Origin of the sequence: Geobacillus sp. JS12 (assembly GCF_001592395.1) — a bacterium.
Classification (GTDB): Bacteria; Bacillota; Bacilli; order Bacillales; family Anoxybacillaceae; genus Geobacillus; species Geobacillus zalihae.
The window spans coordinates 598,664-624,354 of sequence record NZ_CP014749.1 but is presented as its reverse complement, the minus strand read 5'-3'; the positions used below and the strand labels follow the sequence as shown (position 1 = coordinate 624,354).

At 56.0% G+C, this 25,691-nt stretch carries 22 protein-coding genes and 5 pseudogenes; all 27 read right to left on the bottom strand.

Annotated elements, in window-relative coordinates; all coding sequences use genetic code 11:
• Positions 1–14: 14 nt before the first annotated feature.
• The 27 genes and pseudogenes from sucC to A0V43_RS03050 all read right to left on the bottom strand — a co-directional run bounded on the left by sucC (position 15) and on the right by A0V43_RS03050 (position 25,522).
• Positions 15–1,175: an ADP-forming succinate--CoA ligase subunit beta gene (sucC, locus tag A0V43_RS03180; RefSeq protein ID WP_011230708.1), complete on the bottom strand. Its 1,161-nt coding sequence runs from the start codon at positions 1,173–1,175 to the stop codon at positions 15–17.
• A 115-nt stretch (positions 1,176–1,290) separates the two neighbouring features.
• Positions 1,291–1,578 (bottom strand): EscU/YscU/HrcU family type III secretion system export apparatus switch protein, encoded by a 288-nt coding sequence (locus tag A0V43_RS03175; RefSeq protein WP_033025074.1) that lies wholly within the window; start codon positions 1,576–1,578, stop codon positions 1,291–1,293.
• Positions 1,575–3,122 (bottom strand): hypothetical protein, encoded by a 1,548-nt coding sequence (locus A0V43_RS03170; protein ID WP_063192362.1) that lies wholly within the window; start codon positions 3,120–3,122, stop codon positions 1,575–1,577. Before A0V43_RS03170 ends, A0V43_RS03175 begins: the two co-directional genes overlap by 4 nt.
• Before the next feature lie 18 nt (positions 3,123–3,140).
• Positions 3,141–3,923, bottom strand: coding sequence for a ribonuclease HII (locus A0V43_RS03165; RefSeq protein ID WP_063192361.1), 783 nt, complete (start codon positions 3,921–3,923; stop codon positions 3,141–3,143).
• An 84-nt stretch (positions 3,924–4,007) separates the two neighbouring features.
• On the bottom strand, positions 4,008–4,874 hold the full coding sequence (ylqF, locus tag A0V43_RS03160) for a ribosome biogenesis GTPase YlqF (RefSeq protein ID WP_063192360.1): 867 nt from the start codon (positions 4,872–4,874) through the stop codon (positions 4,008–4,010).
• Between the two features lie 12 nt (positions 4,875–4,886).
• Complete coding sequence (gene lepB, locus A0V43_RS03155) at positions 4,887–5,441, bottom strand: signal peptidase I (RefSeq protein WP_013145771.1); 555 nt, start codon at positions 5,439–5,441, stop codon at positions 4,887–4,889.
• Between the two features lie 119 nt (positions 5,442–5,560).
• Entirely contained in the window at positions 5,561–5,917 is a 357-nt protein-coding gene (gene rplS / locus A0V43_RS03150) for a 50S ribosomal protein L19 (protein WP_013145772.1), read from the bottom strand.
• 135 nt (positions 5,918–6,052) lie between these two features.
• Positions 6,053–6,787: a tRNA (guanosine(37)-N1)-methyltransferase TrmD gene (trmD, locus tag A0V43_RS03145; protein ID WP_011230701.1), complete on the bottom strand. Its 735-nt coding sequence runs from the start codon at positions 6,785–6,787 to the stop codon at positions 6,053–6,055.
• Positions 6,787–7,305, bottom strand: a complete 519-nt coding sequence (gene rimM, locus A0V43_RS03140; protein ID WP_013145773.1) for a ribosome maturation factor RimM — start codon at positions 7,303–7,305, stop codon at positions 6,787–6,789. The genes trmD and rimM overlap by 1 nt, the downstream gene beginning before the upstream one ends.
• A gap of 15 nt (positions 7,306–7,320) precedes the next feature.
• On the bottom strand, positions 7,321–7,707 hold the full coding sequence (locus tag A0V43_RS03135; RefSeq protein ID WP_011230699.1) for a YlqD family protein: 387 nt from the start codon (positions 7,705–7,707) through the stop codon (positions 7,321–7,323).
• 88 nt (positions 7,708–7,795) lie between these two features.
• The gene (locus A0V43_RS03130; RefSeq protein WP_011230698.1) at positions 7,796–8,032 is read right to left on the bottom strand and encodes a KH domain-containing protein; all 237 of its coding nucleotides are present in this window, start codon (positions 8,030–8,032) and stop codon (positions 7,796–7,798) included.
• A gap of 12 nt (positions 8,033–8,044) precedes the next feature.
• Positions 8,045–8,317: a 30S ribosomal protein S16 gene (gene rpsP, locus A0V43_RS03125; RefSeq protein WP_011230697.1), complete on the bottom strand. Its 273-nt coding sequence runs from the start codon at positions 8,315–8,317 to the stop codon at positions 8,045–8,047.
• Between the two features lie 94 nt (positions 8,318–8,411).
• Positions 8,412–9,752, bottom strand: coding sequence for a signal recognition particle protein (ffh, locus tag A0V43_RS03120; RefSeq protein ID WP_011230696.1), 1,341 nt, complete (start codon positions 9,750–9,752; stop codon positions 8,412–8,414).
• A 16-nt stretch (positions 9,753–9,768) separates the two neighbouring features.
• Entirely contained in the window at positions 9,769–10,101 is a 333-nt protein-coding gene (locus A0V43_RS03115) for a putative DNA-binding protein (RefSeq protein WP_011230695.1), read from the bottom strand.
• A 169-nt stretch (positions 10,102–10,270) separates the two neighbouring features.
• A complete protein-coding gene (ftsY, locus tag A0V43_RS03110; protein WP_063192359.1) occupies positions 10,271–11,257 on the bottom strand; it encodes a signal recognition particle-docking protein FtsY in 987 nt (328 codons plus the stop codon).
• Positions 11,258–11,272: 15 nt separating this feature from the next.
• Positions 11,273–14,836 carry a chromosome segregation protein SMC gene (smc, locus tag A0V43_RS03105; protein ID WP_063193794.1) on the bottom strand — a complete coding sequence of 1,188 codons (3,564 nt, stop codon included), beginning with the start codon at positions 14,834–14,836 and terminating at the stop codon, positions 11,273–11,275.
• A 140-nt stretch (positions 14,837–14,976) separates the two neighbouring features.
• Positions 14,977–15,717, bottom strand: coding sequence for a ribonuclease III (gene rnc, locus A0V43_RS03100; protein WP_063192358.1), 741 nt, complete (start codon positions 15,715–15,717; stop codon positions 14,977–14,979).
• A 179-nt stretch (positions 15,718–15,896) separates the two neighbouring features.
• Positions 15,897–16,130: an acyl carrier protein gene (locus A0V43_RS03095; RefSeq protein WP_011230691.1), complete on the bottom strand. Its 234-nt coding sequence runs from the start codon at positions 16,128–16,130 to the stop codon at positions 15,897–15,899.
• A 60-nt stretch (positions 16,131–16,190) separates the two neighbouring features.
• Positions 16,191–16,933: pseudogene (gene fabG, locus A0V43_RS03090) on the bottom strand (3-oxoacyl-[acyl-carrier-protein] reductase).
• Between the two features lie 7 nt (positions 16,934–16,940).
• Positions 16,941–17,882 (bottom strand): ACP S-malonyltransferase, encoded by a 942-nt coding sequence (fabD, locus tag A0V43_RS03085; protein ID WP_013523379.1) that lies wholly within the window; start codon positions 17,880–17,882, stop codon positions 16,941–16,943.
• A gap of 21 nt (positions 17,883–17,903) precedes the next feature.
• On the bottom strand, positions 17,904–18,887 hold the full coding sequence (gene plsX / locus A0V43_RS03080; protein ID WP_015374397.1) for a phosphate acyltransferase PlsX: 984 nt from the start codon (positions 18,885–18,887) through the stop codon (positions 17,904–17,906).
• A pseudogene (fapR, locus tag A0V43_RS03075) lies at positions 18,871–19,467 on the bottom strand (transcription factor FapR). Before fapR ends, plsX begins: the two are co-directional and overlap by 17 nt.
• Positions 19,468–19,765: 298 nt before the next feature.
• Positions 19,766–21,814, bottom strand: a complete 2,049-nt coding sequence (gene recG, locus A0V43_RS03070; RefSeq protein WP_063192357.1) for an ATP-dependent DNA helicase RecG — start codon at positions 21,812–21,814, stop codon at positions 19,766–19,768.
• Positions 21,811–22,694: pseudogene (gene sdaAA, locus A0V43_RS03065) on the bottom strand (L-serine ammonia-lyase, iron-sulfur-dependent, subunit alpha). The gene recG and the pseudogene sdaAA overlap by 4 nt, the downstream one beginning before the upstream one ends.
• 54 nt (positions 22,695–22,748) lie before the next feature.
• Positions 22,749–23,399 (bottom strand): annotated as a pseudogene (gene sdaAB / locus A0V43_RS03060) (L-serine ammonia-lyase, iron-sulfur-dependent subunit beta).
• 73 nt (positions 23,400–23,472) lie between these two features.
• Positions 23,473–25,143: a DAK2 domain-containing protein gene (locus A0V43_RS03055; protein ID WP_015374393.1), complete on the bottom strand. Its 1,671-nt coding sequence runs from the start codon at positions 25,141–25,143 to the stop codon at positions 23,473–23,475.
• Between the two features lie 17 nt (positions 25,144–25,160).
• Positions 25,161–25,522, bottom strand: a pseudogene (locus A0V43_RS03050) (Asp23/Gls24 family envelope stress response protein).
• Positions 25,523–25,691 lie beyond the last annotated feature (169 nt).

Sequence of the window (25,691 nt, the reverse complement as noted above, 5' to 3'; positions counted from 1 at the left end):
TCTCCCTCGCTTTCTTAACGTACTAGCTCGACGATTTTTTGTGCTCCGTCCGCCATCGATTCGGCCGCAATAATGTTTAAGCCCGACTCTTGCAAAATCTTTTTCCCAAGCTCAACGTTCGTTCCTTCAAGTCGGACGACAAGCGGAAGCGTCAAACCGACTTGCTTCGTCGCCGCGACGATGCCGCTCGCGATGACATCGCATTTCATAATGCCGCCGAAAATGTTGACGAAAATGCCTTTGACGTTCGGGTCGGACAAAATGATTTTGAACGCTTCCCTTACTTTTTCCTCGCTGGCGCCGCCGCCGACATCGAGGAAGTTGGCCGGCTCGCCTCCGTAATATTTGATGATGTCCATTGTCGCCATCGCCAAGCCGGCGCCGTTGACCATGCAGCCGATGTTGCCGTCAAGAGCGATGTAGTTCAAGTCGTATTTCGACGCTTCGACTTCTTTCGGGTCTTCTTCATCCAAGTCGCGGTATTCAAGGATGTCCGGATGGCGGTATAAGGCGTTTGAATCGAAATTCAGCTTCGCATCAAGCGCCATCACTTTGCCGTCGCCGGTGACGACAAGCGGGTTGATTTCGGCGATCGAGCAGTCTTTATCGACAAACACTTGGTACAAGCCCATCATAAATTTGACCGCTTGGTTGACGAGATGCTTCGGAATGTTGATGTTGAAAGCCAATCGGCGCGCTTGGAACGCTTGAAGCCCGACGGCTGGATCGATGTATTCTTTAAAAATTTTCTCCGGCGTTTTCGCCGCCACTTCTTCGATTTCCGTTCCGCCTTCTTCCGACCCCATTAACACGACGCGCGAGGTGGCGCGGTCGACGACAAGGCCGATGTAGTATTCTTTTTGGATGTCGCACCCTTCTTCAATCAACAGCCGTTTCACTTCTTTTCCTTCCGGGCCGGTTTGATGGGTGACGAGCACTTTGCCGAGCAATTCGCTGGCGTACGTACGGACTTCCTCGAGGCTTTTTGCCACTTTCACCCCGCCCGCTTTGCCGCGCCCGCCGGCATGGATTTGCGCTTTGACGACACACACCGGCGCGCCGAGCTCTTTCGCCGCTTCGACCGCTTCATCCACCGTGAACGCGACGCGGCCGTTCGGCACGCTCACACCGTAGCTTCGCAAAATTTCTTTTGCTTGGTATTCATGAATGTTCATGCGCCAACCTCCTATGTATAAAATCAAAAAAGTCTTAGCGCTTTCATTTTATACCTAACATTTTGCGCTTGTCCACCGTTTCGCCGCAAAATTACGAAAGCGGGAAACGGAAACATCACTCCTTCCCCGCTCTTTCTCCTTTCGCTTCCTGATCAAGCTGATACAAAAACGCGAACAATTCAGCCACTAAGGCGTACAGCTCCTCCGGGATCGTTTCGTTGATCTCCACTTTCCCCAGCAGCTCAACAAGCGTCGGATCTTGGCGAATCGGCACGCCGTGCTCGCGGGCGGCGGCGATGATCGCTTCGGCGACCTTGCCAACCCCTTTCGCCTTGACGATCGGAGCTGCGTCAAGTGCCGCATCGTAAGACAAGGCGACTGCTTTTTTCCGCTCCTCGTTCATGCTTGGCAATCCACCTCGCTGCAACTGTCGGCAAACAGAAAAACGGAAGGTGGAGGAGGGGCGGAACGCGTTGCCTTTACATCAATGCCTGAAAGCGCATAGCCGTGCGCCTGAAACCGCTCTTTGACAAGCGGAGCCAGCCGCGCGGCAGCAACCGCCAACCGCGGATCATCGTGAAAAATGGAGATGTGGACGATCCGTCGTTGCACGCGCATATCAACGATCACCTCTCCCAGCTCTTCAAGCGTCAGGCAACAAACAATGCGGCTGTAATCGGCATCAAGCGTCCCGCCTTGTTTCCTCCTTCCTTGCCAGCACACAGCAAAATCGCTGCTACGGCCGCCAAGCGGCAATGGAAACGAAATCCATACGTGCTCAATGAGCCCATCGCCGCCAGCAGCGATGGCCATGCCATCGAGCTGGTCGAGAATCGCTTCGGCCGCCCTCTTGGCCCCTTCGCTCCCCGATTCATGAAGAAAGCGAAGAAGCAGCCGTTTCAACGACGGGGCGGAAGGCAAATCCTCGATTTTCCCGACACGGACGAGCTCCGCCTCATCCTCAAGCCCAAGCCGCACGGCCGCTCGCCTCAGCCAGCAAAACAGCGACAGCGCCGGATCTCTCGTCGCTCGAGCGGCCGCCCACAACTTCGCTTCCGCGGCGGGCAGCGCTCCGCTTTGATAGGCAGCATCGAGAGCGGCCCACCGTTCCAAAAACGCCTCCTCGTCCGTCAAGCCGAGCTGCCGAATGATATCGGCAAACCGGCGGCATTGCATCGCCTCCCGAAGCGCCAAGCGGCGGTTCTCCGGCAACGGGGCGAGCCCAAGGCGGGCAAGAAGCGCGCGGGCCGTTTCGGCCTCTTCCTCCCCTGACAGCAACAAACGCACGGCCGCCTCGTAAGCGGACAGCGGCGGTGAAAGAAACTTCTCCATCGCCCGGATGAGCTCAAGCGCCGCCGGATGGGCGGAAAGGGCGGCAATGGCCGCTTTCAGTTTCCCCAAACCCTCAGCGAGCGACACCCCGGTTTTGGCTGCCCATAGCGCGCGAAACACGGCTGAAGAGAACGGCAGCCGGCGGCGAAACAAATGGGCGAGCACGTCTTCGGCCGCGTCCGGCTGGCCGGTCTCTTTCACCGCTTCAGTCAGTGCGGCAATTTCCTCTTTCGTTGCAGCCGCGCCAGCTTTCAGCGCTTGGCGGAGCACCGGCAGCGCCGCATCCGGCAGTTTCCACGCTTTTTGCCACCGGCGCACCGCCTCTTCACCTGACGGAGCAGACGCCGGTTCGGAAAGGGGAATGGCTTTCCAATAAATTGTTCCTTGTCGTTCGTGAATTTCAAACAAATACAAACGTCCGACGGCAAGCGGCGCCTCCAAACGGGCGCGCACAAGCTGTCCGCCAGCGCGGACGAGCGCCGCCCGCTCCTCGGTTTCCATCTCCTCGACCCGCTCCACTCGGCCGACGACGGCCTGCCCCGGCTGAAACCGCCGGCTGGATGTCGCGTCGCGGACAGCGGTCGTTGGCATCGTCCGCTCCATGCGCTCGACCATTTCGTCCCATCCCTTCTTCTAGAGCTGCTCGCTCGCCTCGAGCACCTCCCTCACCGGTGCGAACGAACGACGGTGCTCAGGCGTAACGCCGTAACGGCGGATCGCCTCGAGATGCTCCGGCGTCCCGTAGCCCATATGGCGGGCGAACCCGTATTGTGGATAGCGGCGATCCAGTTCTTTCATCCACCGGTCGCGCGTCACTTTGGCGATGACCGACGCAGCAGCGATCGAAGCGCTGTTGGCGTCTCCTTTTATGAGGCGCTGTTGCGGCAGTGGGCACGGCACCGCCATCGCATCAACAAGCAAATGTTCAGGCGGCGGGAAAAGGGCGTTCACCGCTTTCGCCATCGCTTGCCTTGTCGCTTCGTAAATATTCCTTTCATCGATCTCCGCCGCGCTGACGATGCCGATGCCGATGGCGACGGCGCACGCTTCAATTTGCGCAAACAATGCCTCGCGCTTTTCCGGCGTCAGCCGCTTCGAGTCGTCAAGCCCCGGCAAATAGGCGTCTTTCGGCAAGATGACCGCGGCGGCGACGACCGGGCCGGCCAGCGGGCCGCGCCCGGCCTCATCAATGCCGGCGATCCGTCTAACGCCAGCGGCGTATAGTTCCCGCTCATAACGCATCAGTTCTTCCCACCGCTGCTCGATGGCGTGCCGGCGCGCTTTCTGCCTTTCAAAACGGGCAAGAAGCGCCTGCACGCTTTTTCGCTCATCCTGCCGCAGCATCTCCCAGCGCGGGTCGTCCGCGCCAAGCTTCGGAAGCAGCGCTTCAATGTCTTTCACCGTATACCGCTTCATGCTCCTCTCCCTCTTCTACTTATACTATCGGCTCTGTTTGGCCGACCGTAAAGCGCCGCCGGCAAAAAACGCCCGCCGGACGCGCTACGTCCGTGAAGCGGGCGTTTCAAAGCTTAAGCGGCCTAATTTTTCCGTGCGGATGTCATACAAAACGATGTCAGCCACTTTATCGTAGTCAACAGCGCCGCCTGACGTCAAGCAGCCGCGCCGCCTTCCGATGGCGTCAAACAAGGCGACAATGTCATCCGGAATGTCATCAAGGCCGTAGCGCTCCGCAAGCCGGTTGGGATAGTGGGTCGACAAAAAGCGGAGCGCATAGATGGCGACATCCTGCAAGTTTAAAATTTCGTCCTTAATGGCCCCGGTTACCGCCAACTTGTAGCCCACGTCCTCATCCTCAAATTTCGGCCATAGGATGCCTGGGGTATCAAGCAGCTCCATTTCTTTGCCGACTTTAATCCATTGCTGGGCTTTCGTCACCCCCGGCTTGTCGCCGGTTTTCGCGATATGGCGGCCGGCGAGCCGGTTGATCAGCGTCGACTTGCCGACGTTCGGGATGCCGACGATGAGCGCCCGAACCGGGCGCGGGTTTTTAATCCCTTTCGCCCGCATTTTCTCGAATTTGTCTTTCACCATCTCTTTCGCTGCCGCCGCGATTTGCCGGACTCCTATTCCGCTTTGAGCATCGATGGGCAAAGCCAGCCGCCCTTGATCGTGGAAATAGCGGATCCACTGTTCGGTCACCGCCTCATCGGCCATATCAGCCTTATTGAGCAAAATGAGGCGCGGCTTTTGTCCGAGAATCTCGTCGATCATCGGGTTGCGCGAGGACATCGGCACACGGGCGTCAAGCAGCTCAAACGCTACGTCGATCAACTTTAATTTTTCTTGCACTTCCCGCTTGGCCTTCGCCATATGGCCGGGGAACCATTGAATCACTGTCATTGGCATCACCTGCCTCGTTTATTTCACAATCCGGGCGTCAGAAAGCGGCCAATACACAAGATTCGCCTTGCCAACGACTTTTGACATCGGAATGAAGCCGATATGGCGGCTGTCTTTGCTGAAACGGCGATTGTCGCCCATGACAAACAAATGCCCCGGCGGCACCGTGCTTCGCCCGGTCAGTTCCTCCAAAGTGAACGATTCCGTCAGTGGACCGCCGTCGGACAACTGCTTTTTATACTCGTCCAAATACGGCTCTTCATACGGCTTGCCATTGATATAGAGCGTATCATTTTTGTATTCAATTCGGTCGCCCGGCAGGCCGATGACTCGCTTAATATAGTCTCTCCCTTCTTCAGCGTGAAAAACAATGATATCGAAACGGTGCGGCATGCCGATTTTATACGCCAGTTTATTGACGATCATCCGCTCATGGTTATGTAATGTCGGCATCATCGAATAACCGTCGACGATGATCGGAGCGAAAATAAAGTAGCGGATGCCCCCGGCGAGCAAGACGGCAACGACGATCGCTTTCATCCATTCGCGCCATTCGCTTTTTTTCTGTTCCATTGTCCACCCACCTAAATCAAAGTTTGCAGTCGTGGATCACGACCGTAATCATCATTGGCGGTAGTGAAAAAAGGAGCTTGAAAGCAAGCTCCTTTTCCGCTGTGATCCACCGTTGTCCATTATTGCGCTGCGTTCGTATTTTCCTTGATGCGCGCCGCTTTGCCGCGAAGTTCACGCAAGTAGTACAATTTCGCGCGGCGGACTTTCCCGCGGCGGATGACTTCCAGCTTGGCGATTTTCGGCGTATGCACCGGGAATGTGCGCTCAACGCCGACGCCATAGGACACTTTGCGGACCGTGAACGTTTCGCTGATGCCCGCTCCGCGCCGTTTAATGACGACCCCTTCAAACACTTGGATGCGTTCGCGGTTGCCTTCGACGACTTTCACATGAACGCGCACCGTGTCGCCCGGGCGGAAATCCGGCAAATCCGTCCGCAGTTGTTCTTTCGTAATCTCTTGGATTAAATGATGCATCATGATCCACCCCTTCCACAGATGTTCATGCCAATGATCTCTTCATTGCAGCGGAACATCGTTTTCCGTCCTCAAGCCAATCGCTTAAGGTCACACAAAAGACATGATAGCATAAACGGTTGACTCAGGCAATAGCTATTCGCGCTCCTTTTCCCACTCTTTCAGCCATTGCTTTTGCTTGTCTGTAAGCGGATATTCATCGAGCAAGTCCGGACGGCGCAAAAACGTGCGCCGGAGCGATTCCTTCTCGCGCCACTCGGCGATGAGCTGATGGTTGCCAGAAAGCAGAATATCCGGCACTTTCATGCCGCGGAAATCGGCCGGTCTTGTGTATTGCGGATACTCAAGCAGCCCGGAGCTGAACGAGTCATCGACCGGCGACGCCTCATTGCCGAGCACCCCGGGGAGAAGACGGACGACGCTGTCGACAATGACCATGGCGCCGAGTTCCCCGCCTGTTAAAATATAGTCGCCGATCGAAATTTCATCGGTTGCTAAATATTGGCGGATGCGTTCGTCATACCCTTCGTAATGGCCGCAAATGAGCACCAAATGCGTTTCTTTCGCCAGCTCTTCCGCCTTTTTTTGCGTGTAGCGCTCGCCCTGCGGGCAAAGCAAAATGATGCGGGCGCCAGGCGATCCAGCCGTCACGTGTTCCACCGCGTCAAAAATCGGCTGCGGCTTGAGCACCATGCCGGCGCCGCCGCCATACGGATAATCGTCGACCGTTTTATGCTTGTTGTCGGCAAACTCGCGAAAATCAATAAGGCGGATGTCGACGGCCCCTTTTTCTTGCGCCTTCTTTAAAATCGACTCGCTCAACACCCCGGAAAACATGCCGGGAAACAACGTTAAAATATCGATCCGCATCACTCGAGCAGCCCTTCCATCGGCCGGATGATGATCGTTTTCCGCTCCGGATCGACGTGCAAAACGACCTCGTCAATGTACGGAATGAGCGCTTCCGATCCGTCTTCGCGCCGGACGACCCAGACGTCGTTCGCCCCTGGAGTCAAAATTTCCTTTACCGCGCCGATGGTCTCCCCGCCTTCTGTCACGACAGTGCAGCCGATGATCTCATGGAAATAATATTCCCCTTCCGCGAGTTCGCCGAGCTGGCTTTCCGGCACCTTCAGCATCGCTCCCTTAAACCGTTCCACATCGTTGATGCTGTCATAGCCTTCAAACGACAACAAGTCAAACGATTTATGGACGCGGTGGCTTTTCACCGTGACTTCAATCGGTTCCGTGTCCCGTTCGCGGAAAATGTACAGCTTGTTTCCTTTTTTATACCGTTCTTCAGGAAAGTCGGTGCGCGAAATGACGCGCACTTCGCCGCGAATGCCGTGCGTATTGACAATTTTTCCGACATTAAACCATCGTTCCATCGCGTTCATCCCTTCTTAGCGAATCTCTTTGACGACGCCGTCTTCAATGATGATGGCGCGCGTTTTTGTCACCTCTTCCCAACGGTCGCCGACGTTCACCTCAACGAGCGCCTCGACTTCCCGCTCTTTCAATTCGCTCCCTAACGGTAGCATATGTAATTGTTCGAGCTGAAACTCAAGCAGTTTCATTTTCTCCATCCGCTCGTCGATCTCTTTGGCAAAATATTGTTTCACTAAAGCGGGCGGATAGTTTCCGCTTTTCTCCATTCGTTTCTGTTCAAAACGAAGCTGGTCGCACTCGCGCTCGAGCTGCTGCTTGCGCGCCAAAAACGCGGCGGCAAGCTCTTGTTTGCTCCGTTCGGTGACGATTTGCCGCACCTCAACCGTTTGAATGAGCTTCATCCTCTTCCCCCTTTTGACACGGAATGAACGGCACCCGGGTCATTTTTGCGCCCTTTGGCCTCATATCAAAAAAGGGAGAGGAACATCCTCACCCTTTGTCTTTCACTTGCACAACAACCCGCTTTGGCGATCCGGCCGCGGCGGCGGCAACGACCGTGCGAATCGCCTGGATCGTCCGCCCTTGTTTGCCGATCACTTTGCCAGTGTCGTCTTCATGCACGGACAGCTCATAGATGACGGCCGTCTCTTCTTCGCGGCGCTCAACCGCCACCGCCTCCGGATGATCGACAAGCGCCTTGACGATCGTTTCAATGAGCGGCTTCATGTGCCATTCCGCTTATTTGCCGTATTTCAAGTTATGGAACTTCTCTAAAATGCCTTGCTTCGACAGCAAGCTGCGCACCGTATCCGACGGTTTGGCGCCGTTTTGCAGCCATTTGAGCGCCAATTCCTCATCGATTTTCACTTGCGCCGGCTCAGCGACCGGATCGTACGTGCCGATCGTTTCGATAAAACGACCGTCGCGCGGTGAGCGCGAATCAGCAACCACGATGCGATAGAATGGTTTTTTCTTTGTCCCCATGCGTTTTAAACGAATTTTTACTGCCATAGTCAGTACGCACCTCCGTATAGAGTTCACACAAGATAGTATATTAACAATTCTTTTTCCGTTTGTAAAGGTTTTTCGCTTAACAGATCTTCATTTACATAAATGGAAAACGGAATCCTTTCTTTTTCCCTTTTGGCATATTCGTCATCATTTTCATCATTTTTTTCATCTCGTCAAATTGCTTCAAAAGCCGGTTCACTTCCTGCACCGTCGTGCCGCTTCCTTTGGCGATCCGCTTTTTGCGGCTAGCGTTGATGATTTCCGGATGCGTTTTCTCTTCTTTCGTCATCGAGCGGATGATCGCCTCAACGCGGGCGATTTGCTTTTCATCGACTTGGATGTTGGCGAGCCCTTTGATTTTGTTGGCGCCCGGCAGCATTTTAATCAGTTCGTCAAGCGGTCCGAGCTTGCGCACTTGGCCGAGCTGCTCCAAAAAGTCGTCAAGCGTGAAGGTGGCCGTGCGCATTTTTTGTTCGAGCTCTTTCGCCTTCTCCTCATCAACGGCGGCCTGCGCTTTTTCAATGAGCGTCAAGACATCGCCCATCCCTAAAATGCGGGACGCCATCCGCTCCGGATGAAACGGCTCCAAAGCGTCAAGTTTTTCGCCCATCCCAGCAAACTTGATCGGCGCTCCGGTGACGGCGCGAATCGACAGCGCCGCCCCGCCGCGCGTGTCGCCGTCCAGCTTCGTCAAAATCACCCCGGTGATGCCGAGCTGCTCATGGAAGCTTTGTGCGACATTGACGGCATCTTGCCCGGTCATGGCGTCAACGACGAGGAAAATTTCGTCCGGCTTGACCGCTTCTTTCATTTGCTTCAGTTCATCCATGAGCGCTTCATCAATGTGGAGGCGGCCGGCTGTGTCGATGAGCACGTAATCATAATGCTCTTCTTTCGCCCGCTCGAGCGCCTGTTTCGCAATTTCAACCGGATTGGCGTGCTCGCCTAACGAAAAGACAGGCATGTCGAGCTGCTTGCCAAGCGTCTCAAGCTGTTTGATCGCCGCCGGGCGGTAAACGTCGGCAGCCACCAGAAGCGGCTTCCGGTTATGCCGTTTGCGCAGCAAGTTGGCCAGCTTCCCGGTGGTCGTCGTTTTCCCGGCCCCTTGCAACCCGACCATCATCACAACGGTCGGCGGTTTCTTCGCGACAGCGATTTGGCTTTGCTCACCGCCCATTAACGCCGTCAGCTCTTCCTTGACGATTTTGATCACTTGCTGGCCCGGCGTTAAGCTTTTCATCACTTCCTGCCCGACAGCCCGCTCGCTCACCTGTCTGATGAAATCTTTGACGACTTTAAAGTTGACGTCAGCTTCCAAAAGCGCAAGGCGCACTTCGCGCATCATCTCTTTGACATCCGCTTCGGTGACTTTCCCTTTGCCGCGAATGCGGTTCATCACCTGCTGCAAACGTTCAGACAGTCCTTCAAACGCCATGGCGGCCACCCCTTTTTTAATCAAGTTCGTCAAGCTCGCGGACTAGCGCCGCCAATTCGGCGTCAGCGCCGTAGCGCCGGCTGATGTAGTCTTTCAGCCGCTCGATGATCTGCCGCCGCCGTTCATATTTTCGCAGCAGCCCGAGCTTCTCTTCATACTGCTCCAGCATCGCTTCTGTACGCCGGATGTTATCGTACACCGCCTGGCGGCTCACCTCATATTGTTCGGCAATTTCCCCGAGGGAGTAGTCGTCCAAGTAGTAAAGCGCCATATAGTTGCGCTGTTTCGGCGTCAACAGCGCTTGGTAAAAATCGTATAAATAGTTCATGCGCATCGTTTTTTCCAGCACCGGACTCTCCCCCTCATTGTTAAGTAAAATACCTTTACAAAAATGTAGTGTACCGTCTTTTCGGCAAGGTGTCAAGGGATGGAACGGACAAAGGGCTTATCGGTTACACCCCGTGGACGTAACAACAAAGGGCGCTCCATTGGTTTTGGAGCACCCTCTGTTGACTTTTTTATGATTCCAGCAAATCAGCAAACAATCCGTAGACGTACTGTTCTGGATCGAACACTTGCAAATCGTCCATCTTCTCGCCGAGGCCGACGAGTTTCACCGGGATGGCCATCTCGTTGCGAATGGCAAGCACGATGCCGCCTTTCGCCGTGCCGTCAAGCTTCGTCAACACGATGCCGGTCACATCGGTCGCTTCTTTAAACAGCTTGGCTTGGCTCATCGCGTTTTGCCCGGTCGTCGCATCCAACACAAGCAATACTTCATGCGGAGCGCCCGGAATTTCGCGGCTGATGACGCGTTTCACTTTTTCGAGCTCTTTCATTAAATTCACTTTATTTTGCAGCCGCCCGGCCGTGTCGCATAACAATACGTCAACGCCGCGCGCTTTCGCCGCTTGAATCGCATCATACATGACCGCCGCTGGATCGGAGCCGGCCGCCTGCTTAATGACGTCGACCCCAACGCGCTCGCCCCACGCTTCGAGCTGCTCGATCGCCCCGGCGCGGAACGTGTCGCCAGCTGCCAACAAGACGGATTTCCCTTCCGATTTCAGCTTATGGGCGAGCTTGCCGATCGTTGTCGTTTTGCCGACGCCGTTGACACCGACGAACAAAATGACCGTCAGCCCGCCTTCTTGTATATTCAAAGCGGAAAGTTCTGTGTCATCGGCGCCGGCGCGGTAAATGTCAACGAGCTTTTCGGCGATGACGTCGCGCATTTGCGCCGGGTCTTGAATGTTGCGGCGCTTCACTTCCATTTTCAGCTCATCGACAAGTTCCATGACGGTCGTGACGCCGACGTCAGCGGCGATTAAAATTTCCTCCAGCTCTTCGAAAAATTCCTCATCGACTTTCCGGTAGCGGGCGATCAAGTCGTTCACTTTCCCGGCGAGTGAATCGCGCGTTTTCGACAGCCCTTCCTTAAACTTTTCCGTGACGGCATCCGCCTGTTTTGTCCACTTTTCTTTCAACTTTTGAAAAAAGCCCATCGAGGCTCCTCCTTTCTATGACGACACGAGTTGCTTGGAGTCTTCCAAACGGACGGAAACGAGCTTCGAGACGCCCGATTCTTGCATCGTGACGCCATACAGCACGTCCGCCTCTTCCATCGTCCCTTTCCGGTGGGTGATGACGATAAATTGCGTATCGCGGCTGAACCGTTTTAAATATTGGGCATACCGCTGCACGTTCGCTTCATCAAGCGCCGCTTCGACTTCATCAAGGACGCAAAACGGCACCGGACGCACCTTTAAAATCGAAAACAAGAGGGCGATCGCCGTCAGCGCCCGTTCGCCGCCGGAAAGCAAGCTTAAATGTTGCAGCTTTTTCCCCGGAGGCTGAGCGACGATGTCGATCCCAGTCTCAAGCAAGTCGTTCGGGTCGGTCAGCCGCAAATCGGCGCGCCCGCCGCCGAACAGCTCGCGGAACACCTCGCCAAAATGAGCGCGGATTTGTTCGAACGTTGAAAAAAACCGTTTTTTCATTTCCTCGTCCATTTCGTCGATCACTTGATGGAGCGTCGCTTTCGCCTCTTCCAAATCGGCTTTTTGCTCGCTCAAAAAACGGTGCCGTTCGGAAACGCGCTCATATTCATCGATCGCTCCTAAATTGACGGTGCCGAGCTCATCGATGGCGCGCTTGATCAGCTTCACTCGCTTGCGCGCCTCTTCGGCCCCGATTTCAAGCGGATAGGCCAAACGGGCCGCCTCAAACGACATTCCATACTCTTCGCCAAGCCGGGTGAGCAAGTTATCAAGCTCAACGTCCAGCCGGTTCAACTTCACTTCTTCGTCTTTGACCACATCGACAAGCTGTTTATGCTGGCGCTTCGCTTCTTTCCATTCCCGCTCCAAATGCTCAAGCCGCCCTTGGCAGTCAAGCCGCTGTTCGCGGCGGCTGGCGATGAGTTCAATCGTTTTTTGCTTGTCTTCTAGCTTTTGCTGCCGCTGTTGCTCCAGTTCGTCCTCGTTCCAGGACGGCGCGTTCATTTCGGCGGCAAGGGCGGCGCGCTCCCGTTCGGCTGCTTCGAGCTCGCGGGCCGTTTCAGCCAATTCCGTTTCAAGCTCCTCCACTGTCCGCCGCGCGTGTTTCACCCGTTCTTTCGTCTCGGCCAAAGCGACTTTTTGTTCTGTGATCGCGGCTTGCAGCGCTTCTTTTGTCGTTTGCTCCGTCTGTTTTTGCGCCTGCAGCCGGCTGATGTCGTCGTCAATCGCTTGCAGCTTTCCGGCAAGCTGCTCAAGCTGTCTGTCAACGGCGACGAGACGGCGGTTGAGTTCCGCCGCTTCACGCTCATCGTTCGCTTTTTCTTCATCGTACAGCGCGAGCCGCTCGTCGATCCGCTTTTTTTGCCAGTCGAGTTCGCGTTGTTCGTCTTTTTGCGCCTGCAACGACTGCTGCAGCGCCGCCATCTTCTCTTGCAGCGCAGCCGCCTCCCGTTCCCGCTCCGCCCGCTCTCGCTCTTTCCCTGCGATATCGCGCTCGAGCCGGGCGATCGTTTCATCCATTTCACGCAATTTGGCAGCCATCGCCTCGAGCTCGCGGGCTCGGCCCAACAGCGAAGCCGTCTTTTTCGCCGCCCCGCCGCCGGTCATCGCGCCGCCCGGACTGACGACATCGCCGTCAAGGGTGACGAGCCGATAGCGGTACTGAAGGAGTTTGGCGAGTTCATTGGCTCCTTTTAAGTCCGCCGTGACGATGACGTGGCCAAGCAAATGGGCGATCGCCGCCTGGTGGGCGCGATCGTACTCGACCAGCTCGCTTGCGATGCCGACAAACGCCGGATGGCCGCTGATCATCGCCCGCTCCCGCTCCGACAGGGCACGCGTTTGAATGACGTCAAGCGGCAAAAACGTCGCCCGCCCATGGCCGTTCGTTTTCAAATAGTGGATGGCTTGCCGCGCCGCCGCTTCGCTGTCGACGACGATGTGCTGCATCGCGCCGCCGAGCGCCGTTTCGAGCGCCGTTTCGTAGCGGTCCGGCACGCGGATCAGCTCGACGATTGCGCCATGAATGCCGGGAAGCCGGTCGCGCGCTTTTAATACTTCCTTCACCCCTTGGAAAAAGCCGGCATAATCGTGTTGCATCTCTTCCAGCCATTGCTTGCGCGCTTTTGTTTGCTGCCGGTATTGACGCGCCTGCTGCAAAAGCGACTCATTCCGTTCGAGCTCCGCCTTTTGTGCCGCAAGTGCGGCCGTCATATGAGCCAGCTTCCCGCTCGTCTCAGCGATGGCTTGTTCAAGGCGGGACTGCTCAGCGCGCGAAGCCGCCAGTTTTCGTTCTATCTGCTCGCGTTCAGCAAGATGGTGGCGGTTCGCTTCGTCGAGCGCCGCCCGCTTGGCCTGCAGCTTGCCGATCGCCTGCTCCACATGCGTGCGCTCGTTTTTCAACGCCGCTTGTTCGTGGACAAGGTCGATATAATCGCCCTTTCGCCGCTCGATCTCCTCCTCAAGATCAACCTCATACTCGGAAAGCGACATTTGTTTCTCTTTCAGCTCTTTCTCCAGCGCCGCGGCAGCGCCCTCAAGCCGGGCGAGCTCAGCCCGCTCTGCACGGAGCCGTTCGGCCAGGCGGCGCTGTTTCGCCGTTAAAGCGGCGGCAGTCTCCTCAAGCTGCTCTTTCCGCTTTTCTGCATTTTTTTTCCTCTCTTTTAACACTTCCTTCCGGCCTTCGAGTTTTTCAAGCTCCTCGCTTGCCAACAGCAGCACTTGCTGCAGGCCGTCGATCGACTCGTCAATGGCCGCCATTTGGTCGCGCAGCTGTTCGATATGGGCTTCCATTTTGTGCAACGCCGCCGCCAGCGCTCCTTCCTCTTGCTGGTGCCGATCAAGCGCTTCCTTCAGTCCGCTCCATTGCCGGTGCAGCTCCTCGATGTCGTGCACCATAAGCGCCACTTCAAACCGCTCGAGCTCCTCGCGTTTTTCCAAATACTCTTTGGCGATTGACGCCTGCATCCGAAGCGGTTCAAGCTGCTGTTCGAGCTCATGCAAAATGTCGTTGACGCGATGCAAGTTGTCTTGTGTTTCCGCAAGTTTTGTTTCCGCCTTTTTTTTGCGCAGCTTGTATTTCAAGACACCGGCCGCTTCTTCAAAAATCGTACGCCGCTCTTCCGGCTTGCTGCTTAAAATTTCTTCGACCCGGCCTTGGCCGATGATCGAAAACGCCTCCTTGCCAAGCCCGGAGTCCAGAAACAAATCGACAATATCTTTTAAGCGGCACGGCTGGCGGTTGATGAAAAACTCGCTTTCCCCGGAGCGGTAAACGCGCCGGGTGATGCTCACCTCTTGATACTCAAGCGGCAAAAAGCCATCTTCGTTGTCGAGCGTGATCGTCACTTCGGCGACATTCAGCGGCTTGCGCGAGTCGCTGCCGGCGAAAATGACGTCTTCCATTTTTGCCCCGCGCAGCGATTTCGCCGACTGCTCGCCGAGCACCCAGCGGATCGCGTCGGTAATGTTGCTTTTGCCGCTTCCGTTCGGGCCGACAACCGCCGTGACACCGGGGACAAAATCAATCGATACGCGGTCGGCGAATGATTTGAAGCCGATCACATCTAACCGTTTCAGGAACATGATACGATGCTTCACCATCTTTCCGCTTTGATCTCGGCCCGCCGGAGCGGACCGGGACAGGCTGCTGTTTTCAATATACCACCACAGTGCGTCGAGAAAAAATGTTCATACAAAAAGACTGACGTAAAAGCGCCAGCCTTCTATGGCCGCTCGGCAGCCCGCAGCGTCTCAAGCGCCATTTGTGCCGCATGCTGCTCGGCTTCCTTTTTGGAGCGGCCGACACCGATGCCGAGCTCTTGGCCGTTTAACGCCACGCGGGCGACGAACTCTTTGTTGTGGGCCGGTCCTTTTTCTTCCAAAATGGTGTATTCAAGCGTCCCGCTGCCGTCGCGCTGCACGAGTTCCTGCAGCTGGCTTTTAAAATCCATCACATGAGAAAAAGCACCTTCATCTATTTTGGGAAAGATCGTTTGCCCTAAAAAATGGAGGACCGCCTCCATTCCTTGATCCAAATAAAGGGCGCCGATAAACGCTTCAAACACGTCAGCCAAAAGCGCCGGACGCGTCCGCCCGCCGGTCAGCTCCTCGCCTTTGCCGAGCAAGACGAGCTCGCCGAACGACAGGGCGTTGGCAAATTTCACAAGCGACGGCTCGCAGACGATGGCCGCCCTCAGCTTCGTCAATTGCCCCTCGCTCATATGCGGGAACTTTTGAAATAAATATTGAGAAACGGTCAGCTCCAGCACGGCATCGCCTAAAAACTCAAGCCGTTCATTGTCTTCGTGAAGCCGCCGCCGATGCTCATTCACATACGATGAATGGGTGAACGCTTGAATCAACAGCTTTTCGTTTCGAAAGGTGATGCCGATTTTTTTTTGCAACTCTTGAAACTTCGCCCGCCTCTTTTCATGGATGCGCTCTTTATCTTTTTGTTTTGACATAAAAATGCCCTCCGACTTCGTTCCAGAACAAAATGGCCGTGTCTTCTTCTATTATATCCGTTCTCCGGTCCGCTACGCGAGCGGGAATCGTGCGCTTTTTTCCGCAAGACCCGCCGAGCATCCCTGAAAAAGCAGAGAAAGCCCCGTTCGAAGCAACGGGACTTTGCAAAAAAGCGGCATTACAGGCGACTTTTTATGTAGTTCACAGCGTCTCCGACTGTGACGATTTTTTCCGCCTCTTCATCGGAAATTTCCATGTTGAATTCGTCTTCAAGTTCCATGACGAGTTCGACGATGTCGAGCGAGTCAGCGCCCAGGTCGTCCTTAAACGACGCCTCGAGCGTCACTTGCGATTCGTCAACCCCCAGCCGGTCAACGATGATTTTCGTTACACGTTCCAATACATCGGCCATTGCGTTCACCTCCCTTCATGATTATAGTCGATTCTCAGGGAAAATACTAGCCGCCTTTTGTTACGGCATGACCATGCCGCCATCAACGTGAAGCGTCTGGCCGGTCATGTAGCCGGCGGCGTCGGACGCGAGAAACGCCACAACGCGGGCGACGTCATCCGGCTCGCCGAAACGGGCGAGCGGAATTTGTTTTAACATTTCCCCTTCAATTCCTCGCTGAGCGCTTCGGTCATATCGGTTGTAATGAATCCCGGTGCGACGGCGTTGACGGTGATGTTCCGGCTGGCGAGTTCGCGCGCGGCCGTCTTCGTCAATCCGATGACGCCGGCTTTGGCCGCCACGTAGTTCGCCTGCCCAGGGTTGCCGATGACCCCGACGACGGAGGCGATGTTGATGATCCGGCCGCCGCGCTGCTTCATCATCGGCCGTGTCACAGCCTTCGTACAAAGAAATACCCCTTTTAAGTTCGTATTAATCACCGCATCCCATTCTTCTTCTTTCATCCGCATGAGCAAATTGTCGCGCGTAATGCCGGCGTTGTTCACCAAAATGTCGAGGCGGCCGAACTGGTCGAGCGCTGTTTTCACCAAGCGCTCCACCTCCTCCGCCCGGGCGACGTCCGCCTGAACGGCGATCGCTTCGCGGCCGAGCGAGCGGATCATCTCAACGACTTCATTCGCTTTTGCCTCGCTGCCGGCATAGTTGACAACGACGTTCGCCCCTTGACGGGCGAGCTCCAAGGCAACCGCCCGGCCGATGCCGCGCGACGCCCCGGTAACGAGGGCGATTTTTCCTTCAAGCATTGTTTTGTTATTCTCCTTTCAGCGCCGCAACGGTCGCTTCGAAGGAAGCAAGATCGTTCACCGCATAAACGCGGGCGTTGCGGTCGATTTTTTTCACAAGGCCGGACAACACTTTTCCCGGACCGATTTCGACAAACGTGTCGACGCCAAGCGAAAGAAGCGTGCGCACCGACTGCTCCCAACGCACCGGCGAGTACAGTTGTTCAATGAGAAGGCGGGCGATGTCCTCTTTTTTCGTCACCGGCTCAGCCGTCACATTGGCGACGACCGGAATGACGGCGTCACGAATCACCAAACTGTCAAGAACCGCTTTCAGTTTTTCTGCCGCCGGCTTCATGAGAGCGGAGTGGAACGGACCGCTCACCTCAAGCGGAATGACGCGTTTGGCGCCGCGTTCTTTCAAAAGCTGCGCCGCTTTTTCCACTCCGGCTTTCGAGCCGGAGATGACAATTTGCCCCGGGCAGTTGAAGTTGGCCGGCTCGACCGGATCGCCTTGGGCGGCGATTTCATTTGTCACTGCTTCAAGCGCATCAGCGTCCATCCCAAGCACCGCCGCCATCGTCCCTTCACCGGCCGGCACCGCTTCATCCATCAGCTCACCGCGGCGGCGCACCGCGTAGACGGCATCGGCAAACGACATGGCGCCGGCGGCGACAAGCGCCGTATATTCGCCCAAACTATGGCCAGCGACATAGTCCGCTTTCAGCCCAGCGCCGTCGACAAGCTGGAGCAAGGCGATGCTGGCGGTCAAGAGCGCCGGCTGGGCGTTATATGTCAACGTCAGCTCTTCTTGCGGTCCGTTGAACATGAGCTTGGAAAGCGCGAATCCAAGCCGCTCGTCAGCCTCCGCGATGACGGCGCGGGCGCGGGCGTCATGCTCGGCAGCGTCTTTCGCCATGCCGACCGTCTGCGATCCTTGGCCAGGAAATAAAAAGGCGATTTTCCCCATTTTTGATTCCTCCTTTACCGATTATGCCCGTTCCAGCTCCGCTCTGATCGTGCCGATGACATCATGAACCACCATCTCTCGTGCCTGGCGGATGGCGTGGAAGATGGCGTTCGCATCGGACGACCCGTGCGCTTTAATGACCGGAGCATTTAAGCCAAACAGCGCCGCGCCGCCATACTCCGAGTAGTCCATCATTTTTTTCAGCCCGGCGAGCTTTGGCTTGAGGACGGCGGCGGCCAGCTTCGCCGCGACGCCGCTTGTCAGCGTCTGCTTGAGCAAGGAAAAGAGCGCCAGCGCCGTCCCTTCAATCGTTTTTAACGCAACATTGCCGGCAAAGCCGTCGGCGACGACAACATCAGCCACTCCTTGCAGCAGATCGCGCGCTTCGACATTGCCGATGAAATGAAGGTTCGTTTCCTTGAGCAAGGCAAACGCCCGTTTCGTTGTTTCGTTTCCTTTTTGGTCTTCCGTTCCGACGTTCAGCAAGCCGATGCGCGGTTTTTCGACGCCGCGCACGTTCTTTGCGTACGCATGTCCCATCAAAGCGTATTGCTGCAAATGTTCCGGCTTTGCATCGACGTTGGCGCCGACATCCAGAAAGACAAAGCCGCGCCCATCCAACGTCGGCAGCGTCGGGGCGAGCGCCGGGCGGTCGATGCCGGCTGCCCGCCCGACGACAAACAGTCCGGCTGCCATGAGCGCCCCGGTATTGCCGGCGGAAATGCACGCCTCGGCGCGCCCTTCTTTCACTTCTTCCGCCATGCGCACCATCGACGAGTTCTTTTTGCGCCGCACCGCCCGCACCGGCTCATCATCTGCTTCGATCACTTCGTCGGTGTGGATGATCGAAATGCGCTCTTCACCCGCCACATGCGGACGAATTTTCGCTTCATCGCCAATCAGCGTAATCTCGATGTCAGGAAAATGGGCGGCGGCCATAAGCGCCCCGCGCACGATTTCGCCCGGGGCATGGTCTCCGCCCATGGCATCAACCGCGATATTCATTGCTGTCCCATCCTTTTTCTCTATGTTTGAACGATACATTTCAAACGTACCAGAAAAGACGAGCTCCTGACCGACGTAGCTGTTCACCTCGACGATTGTGCGCCCGTGCGCCGTTTTTTCCGGTCACTTTCGCTTTGGCTACGACCCGCTCCCCTTCTTTCACTTGACGCACAAAACGAATGGTCGCTTTCGCTGTCAGCGCCAGTTCATCATGGATGACAGCGACGGCAAGCGAGTTGGCCTGAGCGAACAAATGATGGCCGCGGGCGATGCGGGTGCGCCGAAAGACGTGCTCCTCTTTCACATCGAAAATCGAAATGGCGCTCGCATCCGGCTCGATGTCAATAATGTCGCCGATTACTTCTTCAAGCGGCAACGCCCGCACTTTATCAGCGAACGACTGGCGGGCGACATTCTTGATGCGCTCACGCAGTTCGGGAATCGACAGCTCAAGCCGATCAAGGCGGATCGTCTGCACGCTGACCGAAAATTTTTCGGCGAGCTCTTCATCGGTGATAAACGGGTTTTCCCGGATCGTCTCCTGCAACAACCGTTGCCGTTCGCGTTTGCTTTTTCTCATCGATTCGTGACACCGTCCGATTTTATGACTAGGTACTAAAAGTAATATATAATATCAAAAAACGAAATGCAAGCACAAAAAATGAACAGCGCCACAGGCTGTCGGCCGCTGTGGATCCGACGCCCCCTCGCCAAACGGCTTTCTGCTCCATCCTCGAGGCCCACAAACGAAATAGTGGGACAGGCATCTCCTGCCTCCTCCGTCCGAGCAATGAAAATATAGGCTTCCACTGGCCAAAAAATCAATTACCATAAAAAACAGCGGGGCGCGAATGCGCCGGCCGCCTCCTCCCTGTCTATTAATCTAGCTTTTCCCCGTCGAGTAGGCCGGACGCTTCCAGCTCGGCGCGCAGCCCGGCGTACGCCTCATCGCGCCAAAACGCGGCCGAGGAAACGAGCTTGGCGGCATCGCGGCGGGCGACTTCTAAAATGCGGTAATCATGCACTGGATCGCCGTAGCGGAATTCCGGGAGCCCGCTTTGTTTTGTACCGAAAAAATCGCCCGGACCGCGCAGCTCCAAATCTTTTTCGGCCAACACAAACCCATCGGCCGTTTCCGTCATGATGCGCATTCGTTCTTTGCCGACTTCCGATTTCGGGTCGGCGATCAAAATGCAGTACGACTGGGCGTCGCCGCGCCCGACCCGCCCGCGCAGCTGATGGAGCTGGGCGAGGCCAAACCGTTCGGCGTCGTAAATGACCATCACCGTCGCATTCGGTACATTCACGCCGACTTCAACGACCGTCGTCGAGACGAGCACATGGATGCGGTTTTCGCTGAACGCCCGCATGACGCGTTCTTTTTCGTCGGCCGACAGCCGGCCGTGCATCAAGCCGATCTCATATTTCCCGCGATAATAATGGACAAGCTGGCTATGGACATCGATGGCGTTTTGCACATCCAATTTGTCCGACTCCTCAATGAGCGGACAGATGACATACGCCTGATGACCACGGCGCAATTCCTTTTCGATAAAATCGAGCACGCGGGAGAACTGATGATGCTTCACCCAATACGTCTCGACTTTTTTTCGTCCGGCCGGCATTTCATCGAGCACCGATACGTCCATGTCGCCGAACGCTGTAATGGCGAGTGTGCGCGGAATCGGCGTCGCCGTCATCATCAATACATCCGGTGCATGCCCTTTCTCACGCAAAACGCGGCGCTGTTCGACGCCAAACCGGTGCTGCTCGTCCGTAATCACGAGGCCGAGCCTGTGAAACTGCACTCCTTCTTGAATCAAGGCGTGCGTGCCTACGACGATATCAATTGTTCCTTCTTCCAGTTCGGCAAGCACCGCTTTGCGCTGCTTTCCCTTCACTGAGCTTGTCAAGAGCGCAATCGTCACATCCGTATCGGCAAACAGCTCGGCGAGCGAGCGGGTGTGCTGTTCAGCCAGAATTTCGGTCGGCACCATCAGCGCTCCTTGAAATCCGGACAAAGCGGCGGCGTAAAGAGCGACAGCGGCAACGACCGTCTTGCCAGAACCGACGTCGCCTTGCAAAAGCCGGTTCATTTGCCGCGGCGAGCGCATGTCCGCCAAAATTTCGCCGATGACGCGGCGCTGGGCGTTCGTCAAGACAAACGGCAATCCGGAAAGAAAGGACGAAAGCCGCTCTTCAGAAAACGAATGAACGACGCCGCGCCGCTCATCGCGCATCAATCGACGGAGCGCCTGCATTTTCAGCTGGTACAACAAAAACTCCTCATAGATGAGCCGGCGCCGCGCCTGATGCAACTCTTCGCGCGTGCGCGGAAAATGAAGGGCGCGGAGCGCTTCTTGTTTGTCGACAAGGCGATAAGCACGGCGCAAAGCGGGCGGCAGCGGGTCGGGGATGTGCTCGCCAAACTGTTCGAACGCCGCTTTCATCAACCGGCGCATCGTTTTCACCGTCAGCGGGCTGCGAACGGAGTAAACCGGCTCGATGCCGGTGGTCTCCGGAGCTGGTCCGAACCGAAGTTCGTAGGCGTTGATCGTTTGCCGATGCCGGTCCCATTTGCCGATCACCGTCACCGTCTCGTTCAGGGCGATTTTTTCCTTCAAATAGGGACGGTTGAAACAAACAACGGTGATCAAGTAGCGATCGGCCAGCATGCGGAAGGAAAGGCGCGATTTTTTCTTTCCGTAATACGTCAACAGCGGGGCGCTGTATACTTTTCCTTCCACTGTCACTTTTTCTTCATGGCGGACGACGGCCAAATCTTTTTGTTCGTAATCATCATAGCGGTACGGGGCGTACGCAAGCAGCTCACCGACCGTCGCGATGCCGATGTCGGCAAGCGCGGCCGCCGTCTCTTCACCGATGCCTTTGACCGCCGTCACCGGCTGCTGCATCGCTTCGTTCACTTCGATGCCGCAGAAGCGCCGAAAATGCGAGCCGCAATGGCGCGGCCAGTCGGCGTCGCGGCCACCCCCCTTGCGCCGTTTCTTTGAGCGCCACCGGCATGGCTGCACCGATGCGATACATCGCTTCAATCACTTCATCGCACGGGATGCGGCTTTTAATGCCGGCTAGCGCCATATCCGCAGCGATCATGGCGTTCGCCGCCCCCATCGCGTTCCGCTTGACGCACGGCACTTCGACCAGGCCAGCAACCGGGTCGCATACTAATCCCAACATATTTTTTAGGGCGATGGCCATCGCTTCGGCCGCTTGGCTCGGCGTCCCACCGGCCAGCTCCACCAACGCCGCGGCCGCCATGCCGGCCGCCGACCCGACCTCGGCCTGACAGCCGCCGGCGGCGCCGGAAATCGAGGCGTTGTTCGCGACGACGTAGCCAAACGCCCCGGCTGTAAACAAAAACTCGATCATTTCCATCCTTGTCGGCCGCAGCTTCTCTTTCACGGCAAACAACGTCCCTGGAACGACGCCGGCCGCCCCTGCCGTCGGGGTGGCGCAAATAACGCCCATCGCCGCGTTCACTTCGTTCGTCGCCATGGCTTTGCTGACGGCGTCCAAAATCGTCTCCCCAGACAAAAAACGGCCGCCCTCAATATAACACTGCATCCGCACCGCATCGCCGCCCGTCAGCCCGGAGCGGGACACAACCCCTTCGAGTCCCCTCTCGACGGCGCGCTCCATGACCGACAAATGGTGATCCATTTGCGCGATCACCTCTTCTCGACTTCTTCCGCTTACCTCCACTTCTTGGCGAATCATCACTTCAGCGATTTTGATGTTGTCCTTTTCTGCCATCTCCACGAGTTCAGCTACATTGCGAAACATATCATTTCCCACCTATCCTCTCTCTATCATGGTGCATCTGAAACCGATTTCTTTTTAATCCACAAGCTTCGCCACTTGAATGATGTTCGGCAGCTGCTCTAATTCTTGAATCAGATCATCGGTCAACGGCTGGTCGACTTCGATCGCCATGAGCGCCTCTTTCCCTTTCTCCTTGCGCGACACTTCCATGTGGCCGATGTTGATCTTCCACTTCGCCAACACGGAAGCCACCGCTCCAATTGTCCCGTACCGGTCGTTATGCATAATGAGCAGCGCTGGATAGCTTCAAGGCAAACCCATTCAATTCGACGATTTCGATTTTGCCGCCGCCGATCGAAATGCCGACGAGCTCAAGCTCGCCTTCATCATCGCCAATCCGCAGGCGTGCCGTATTCGGATGATGCGGAACCGCCTCCTCAGCGGAAAACGACACATCCACACCTTCCGCTTGGGCGATCTCAAGCGCACTCGGAAGACGTTCATCGAACGTGTCAAACCCAAGCAACCCGGCGACAATGGCAACATCGGTGCCATGCCCCGATACGTTTCGGCAAATGAACCGTAAAACGAAATGCGCGCCCACGTCGGCTTTCGGCCAAACAACTTGCGCGCGACTAAACCGATGCGCACCGCCCCGGCCGTATGTGAACTTGACGGCCCTACCATCACCGGGCCAATGATATCAAAGACGCTTTTGTATTTCATCTCCGCTATTCCTCCACAAAACAGAAAAATAAGAAAAATAGAAGGGAATGCTCCCTTCTATTATTCTAACATATTATTCGACGGAAATGATAAATGGATACAGCGGCTGCTTTCCGTTATGCACTTCCACTTCGACCCCGTCATGTTTCGTTTCCAAATAGGCAACGACTGTTTCCACATCGATCTCCGTTGCGTCTTCGCCGTACAAAATGGTCACGATTTCGCTTTCTTCATCAATGAGCGCATCAAGCAGCCGCTTCGTTACGGTGAGTTTGTCTTTGTCAGCGGCAATAATGCGGTCATCCCATAACCCCATGTAATCGCCCTTTTGAATCTCGATGCCGTCAATCGTCGTATCGCGCACGGAAAATGTCACTTGCCCCGTTTTCACTCGCGACAGCGCCGCCGTCATCGCCCGCTCATTTTGCTCGGCCGATTGCGCCGGATTGAACGCCAAGAGCGCCGCCAGACCTTGCGGAACCGTTTTCGACGGGATGACGACAACCCGCTGTTCGGAAAGCTCCGCCGCTTGTTTTGCCGCCATTACAATGTTTTTGTTGTTTGGCAGCACAAACACCGTTTCCGCATTGGCGAGGCGGATGGCGTCAGCGATTTCTTCCGTGCTCGGGTTCATCGTTTGCCCACCTTCAATGATGGCGTGGGCACCGATGCTCCGAAACAGTTCAGCCACGCCAGCGCCCATGGCGACGGCGACGATGCCGTACGGCTTTGCTTCCTCTTTGGCAACACCAGTCAGCGTTTTGGCCTCCTTGCCGACGATGTTGGCATGTTGTTCGCGCATGTTTTCAATTTTAATATTGATCAAGCTGCCGTAGCGTTGACCGTATGTCAGCACCTCACCCGGCGTTTCCGAATGGATGTGCACCTTAACAAGCTCGTCATCCGCGACAACAAGCAACGAGTCGCCGAACTGGCTTAACTCGCGGCGGAACGTTTCTTCGGAAAACGGGTGCTCGGCCAGCTTTTCCGGCTCAAAACGGACCATGAACTCCGTGCAGTAGCCAAACTCGATCTCATCGGTATGAATATGACTTTGCGCGCTTTGATGGTGCACCATTTTCACTAAATCGTCCATCCGCGCCTCAGCGCGTGCGGCGCTCACGATTTCTCCTTTCAGAGCAGCAAGAAACCCTTCATAGATGTATACGAGCCCTTGACCGCCGCTGTCGACGACACCGACTTCCTTTAAGATCGGGAGCAATTCGGGTGTGCGCTTAAGCGCCGCTTTCGCCTCGGCGAGCGCCGCTTCCATCACGGCGATCACGTCGCGTTCTTTTTTTGCCGCCTCCACCGCCTTGCGCGCCGCTTCTTTGGCAACGGTGAGGATCGTCCCCTCAACCGGCTTCATCACCGCCTTATAGGCTGTGTCCACCCCCGCCTGCAAAGCGGCGGCGAATTCGAAGCTGTTCACCGCTTGTTTGCCTTCGACTGCCTTGGCAAATCCGCGGAACAGCTGCGACAAAATGACGCCGGAATTGCCGCGCGCCCCCATCAACAGCCCTTTCGCCAGCGCCGCGGCGACGTTGCCGATATGGTCGGAGGCATTCGCCTTCACTTCTTTCGCCCCGGACGTCATCGACAAGTTCATGTTCGTTCCTGTATCGCCATCTGGAACCGGAAAGACGTTCAGCGCATCGACCGTCTTGGCGTTGTTCGCCAAATGTGCGGCCCCTTGCTGCACCATATCGGCAAATCGTCTTCCGTCAAGCGTCCTCATTGTCACCGGCTAACTCCTCCTTACTACGGGTTTGACACCCGAACCCCTTGAACGTAAATATTGATCGACTGAACCGCCAGCCCGAGCGTCTGATCGAGCGTGTACTTCACTTTCGACTGCACGTTATGGGCGACTTCGGAAATTTTCGTTCCGTAGCTGACGATGATGTACATATCGATATGTATCTCGCCGTTTTCTTCGCGGACAATAACCCCTTTGGAAAAATTCTCCCGGCGCAAAATTTCCGACAGCCCATCGCGAATTTGGTTTTTCGACGCCATTCCGACAATGCCGTAACAATCGACGGCTGCTCCCCCGCGATCATCGCAATGACTTCATTGGCGACTTCGATGCGCCCGTATTTCGTTTGCCATTCAATCGACATGCTCGTTCCCCTTTGCGTATCTCGCACAGCTACCCCTATTGTACTATAACGCTTTCTGTTTTCAAAGCGCTTCCCGTCCGCCCACTAGTATTATTTAGCCGAAAACTGAAATAGATGTCAAGGACAGTTTCTTGAAAGAAAACCGCACGTCTATTGCAATCCCTACGGT

Excerpts from the sequence above, each read along its gene's own strand:
- sucC (WP_011230708.1), bottom strand. The coding sequence starts at position 1,175 with ATGAACATTCATGAATACCAAGCAAAAGAAATTTTGCGAAGCTACGGT.
- A0V43_RS03175 (WP_033025074.1), bottom strand. The coding sequence starts at position 1,578 with ATGAACGAGGAGCGGAAAAAAGCAGTCGCCTTGTCTTACGATGCGGCA.
- A0V43_RS03170 (WP_063192362.1), bottom strand. The coding sequence starts at position 3,122 with ATGGTCGAGCGCATGGAGCGGACGATGCCAACGACCGCTGTCCGCGAC.
- A0V43_RS03165 (WP_063192361.1), bottom strand. The coding sequence starts at position 3,923 with ATGAAGCGGTATACGGTGAAAGACATTGAAGCGCTGCTTCCGAAGCTT.
- ylqF (WP_063192360.1), bottom strand. The coding sequence starts at position 4,874 with ATGCCAATGACAGTGATTCAATGGTTCCCCGGCCATATGGCGAAGGCC.
- lepB (WP_013145771.1), bottom strand. The coding sequence starts at position 5,441 with ATGGAACAGAAAAAAAGCGAATGGCGCGAATGGATGAAAGCGATCGTC.
- rplS (WP_013145772.1), bottom strand. The coding sequence starts at position 5,917 with ATGCATCATTTAATCCAAGAGATTACGAAAGAACAACTGCGGACGGAT.
- trmD (WP_011230701.1), bottom strand. The coding sequence starts at position 6,787 with ATGCGGATCGATATTTTAACGTTGTTTCCCGGCATGTTTTCCGGGGTG.
- rimM (WP_013145773.1), bottom strand. The coding sequence starts at position 7,305 with ATGGAACGATGGTTTAATGTCGGAAAAATTGTCAATACGCACGGCATT.
- A0V43_RS03135 (WP_011230699.1), bottom strand. The coding sequence starts at position 7,707 with ATGAAGCTCATTCAAACGGTTGAGGTGCGGCAAATCGTCACCGAACGG.
- A0V43_RS03130 (WP_011230698.1), bottom strand. The coding sequence starts at position 8,032 with ATGAAGCCGCTCATTGAAACGATCGTCAAGGCGCTTGTCGATCATCCG.
- rpsP (WP_011230697.1), bottom strand. The coding sequence starts at position 8,317 with ATGGCAGTAAAAATTCGTTTAAAACGCATGGGGACAAAGAAAAAACCA.
- ffh (WP_011230696.1), bottom strand. The coding sequence starts at position 9,752 with ATGGCGTTTGAAGGACTGTCTGAACGTTTGCAGCAGGTGATGAACCGC.
- ftsY (WP_063192359.1), bottom strand. The coding sequence starts at position 11,257 with ATGGGCTTTTTTCAAAAGTTGAAAGAAAAGTGGACAAAACAGGCGGAT.
- smc (WP_063193794.1), bottom strand. The coding sequence starts at position 14,836 with ATGTTCCTGAAACGGTTAGATGTGATCGGCTTCAAATCATTCGCCGAC.
- rnc (WP_063192358.1), bottom strand. The coding sequence starts at position 15,717 with ATGTCAAAACAAAAAGATAAAGAGCGCATCCATGAAAAGAGGCGGGCG.
- A0V43_RS03095 (WP_011230691.1), bottom strand. The coding sequence starts at position 16,130 with ATGGCCGATGTATTGGAACGTGTAACGAAAATCATCGTTGACCGGCTG.
- fabD (WP_013523379.1), bottom strand. The coding sequence starts at position 17,882 with ATGGGGAAAATCGCCTTTTTATTTCCTGGCCAAGGATCGCAGACGGTC.
- plsX (WP_015374397.1), bottom strand. The coding sequence starts at position 18,887 with ATGAATATCGCGGTTGATGCCATGGGCGGAGACCATGCCCCGGGCGAA.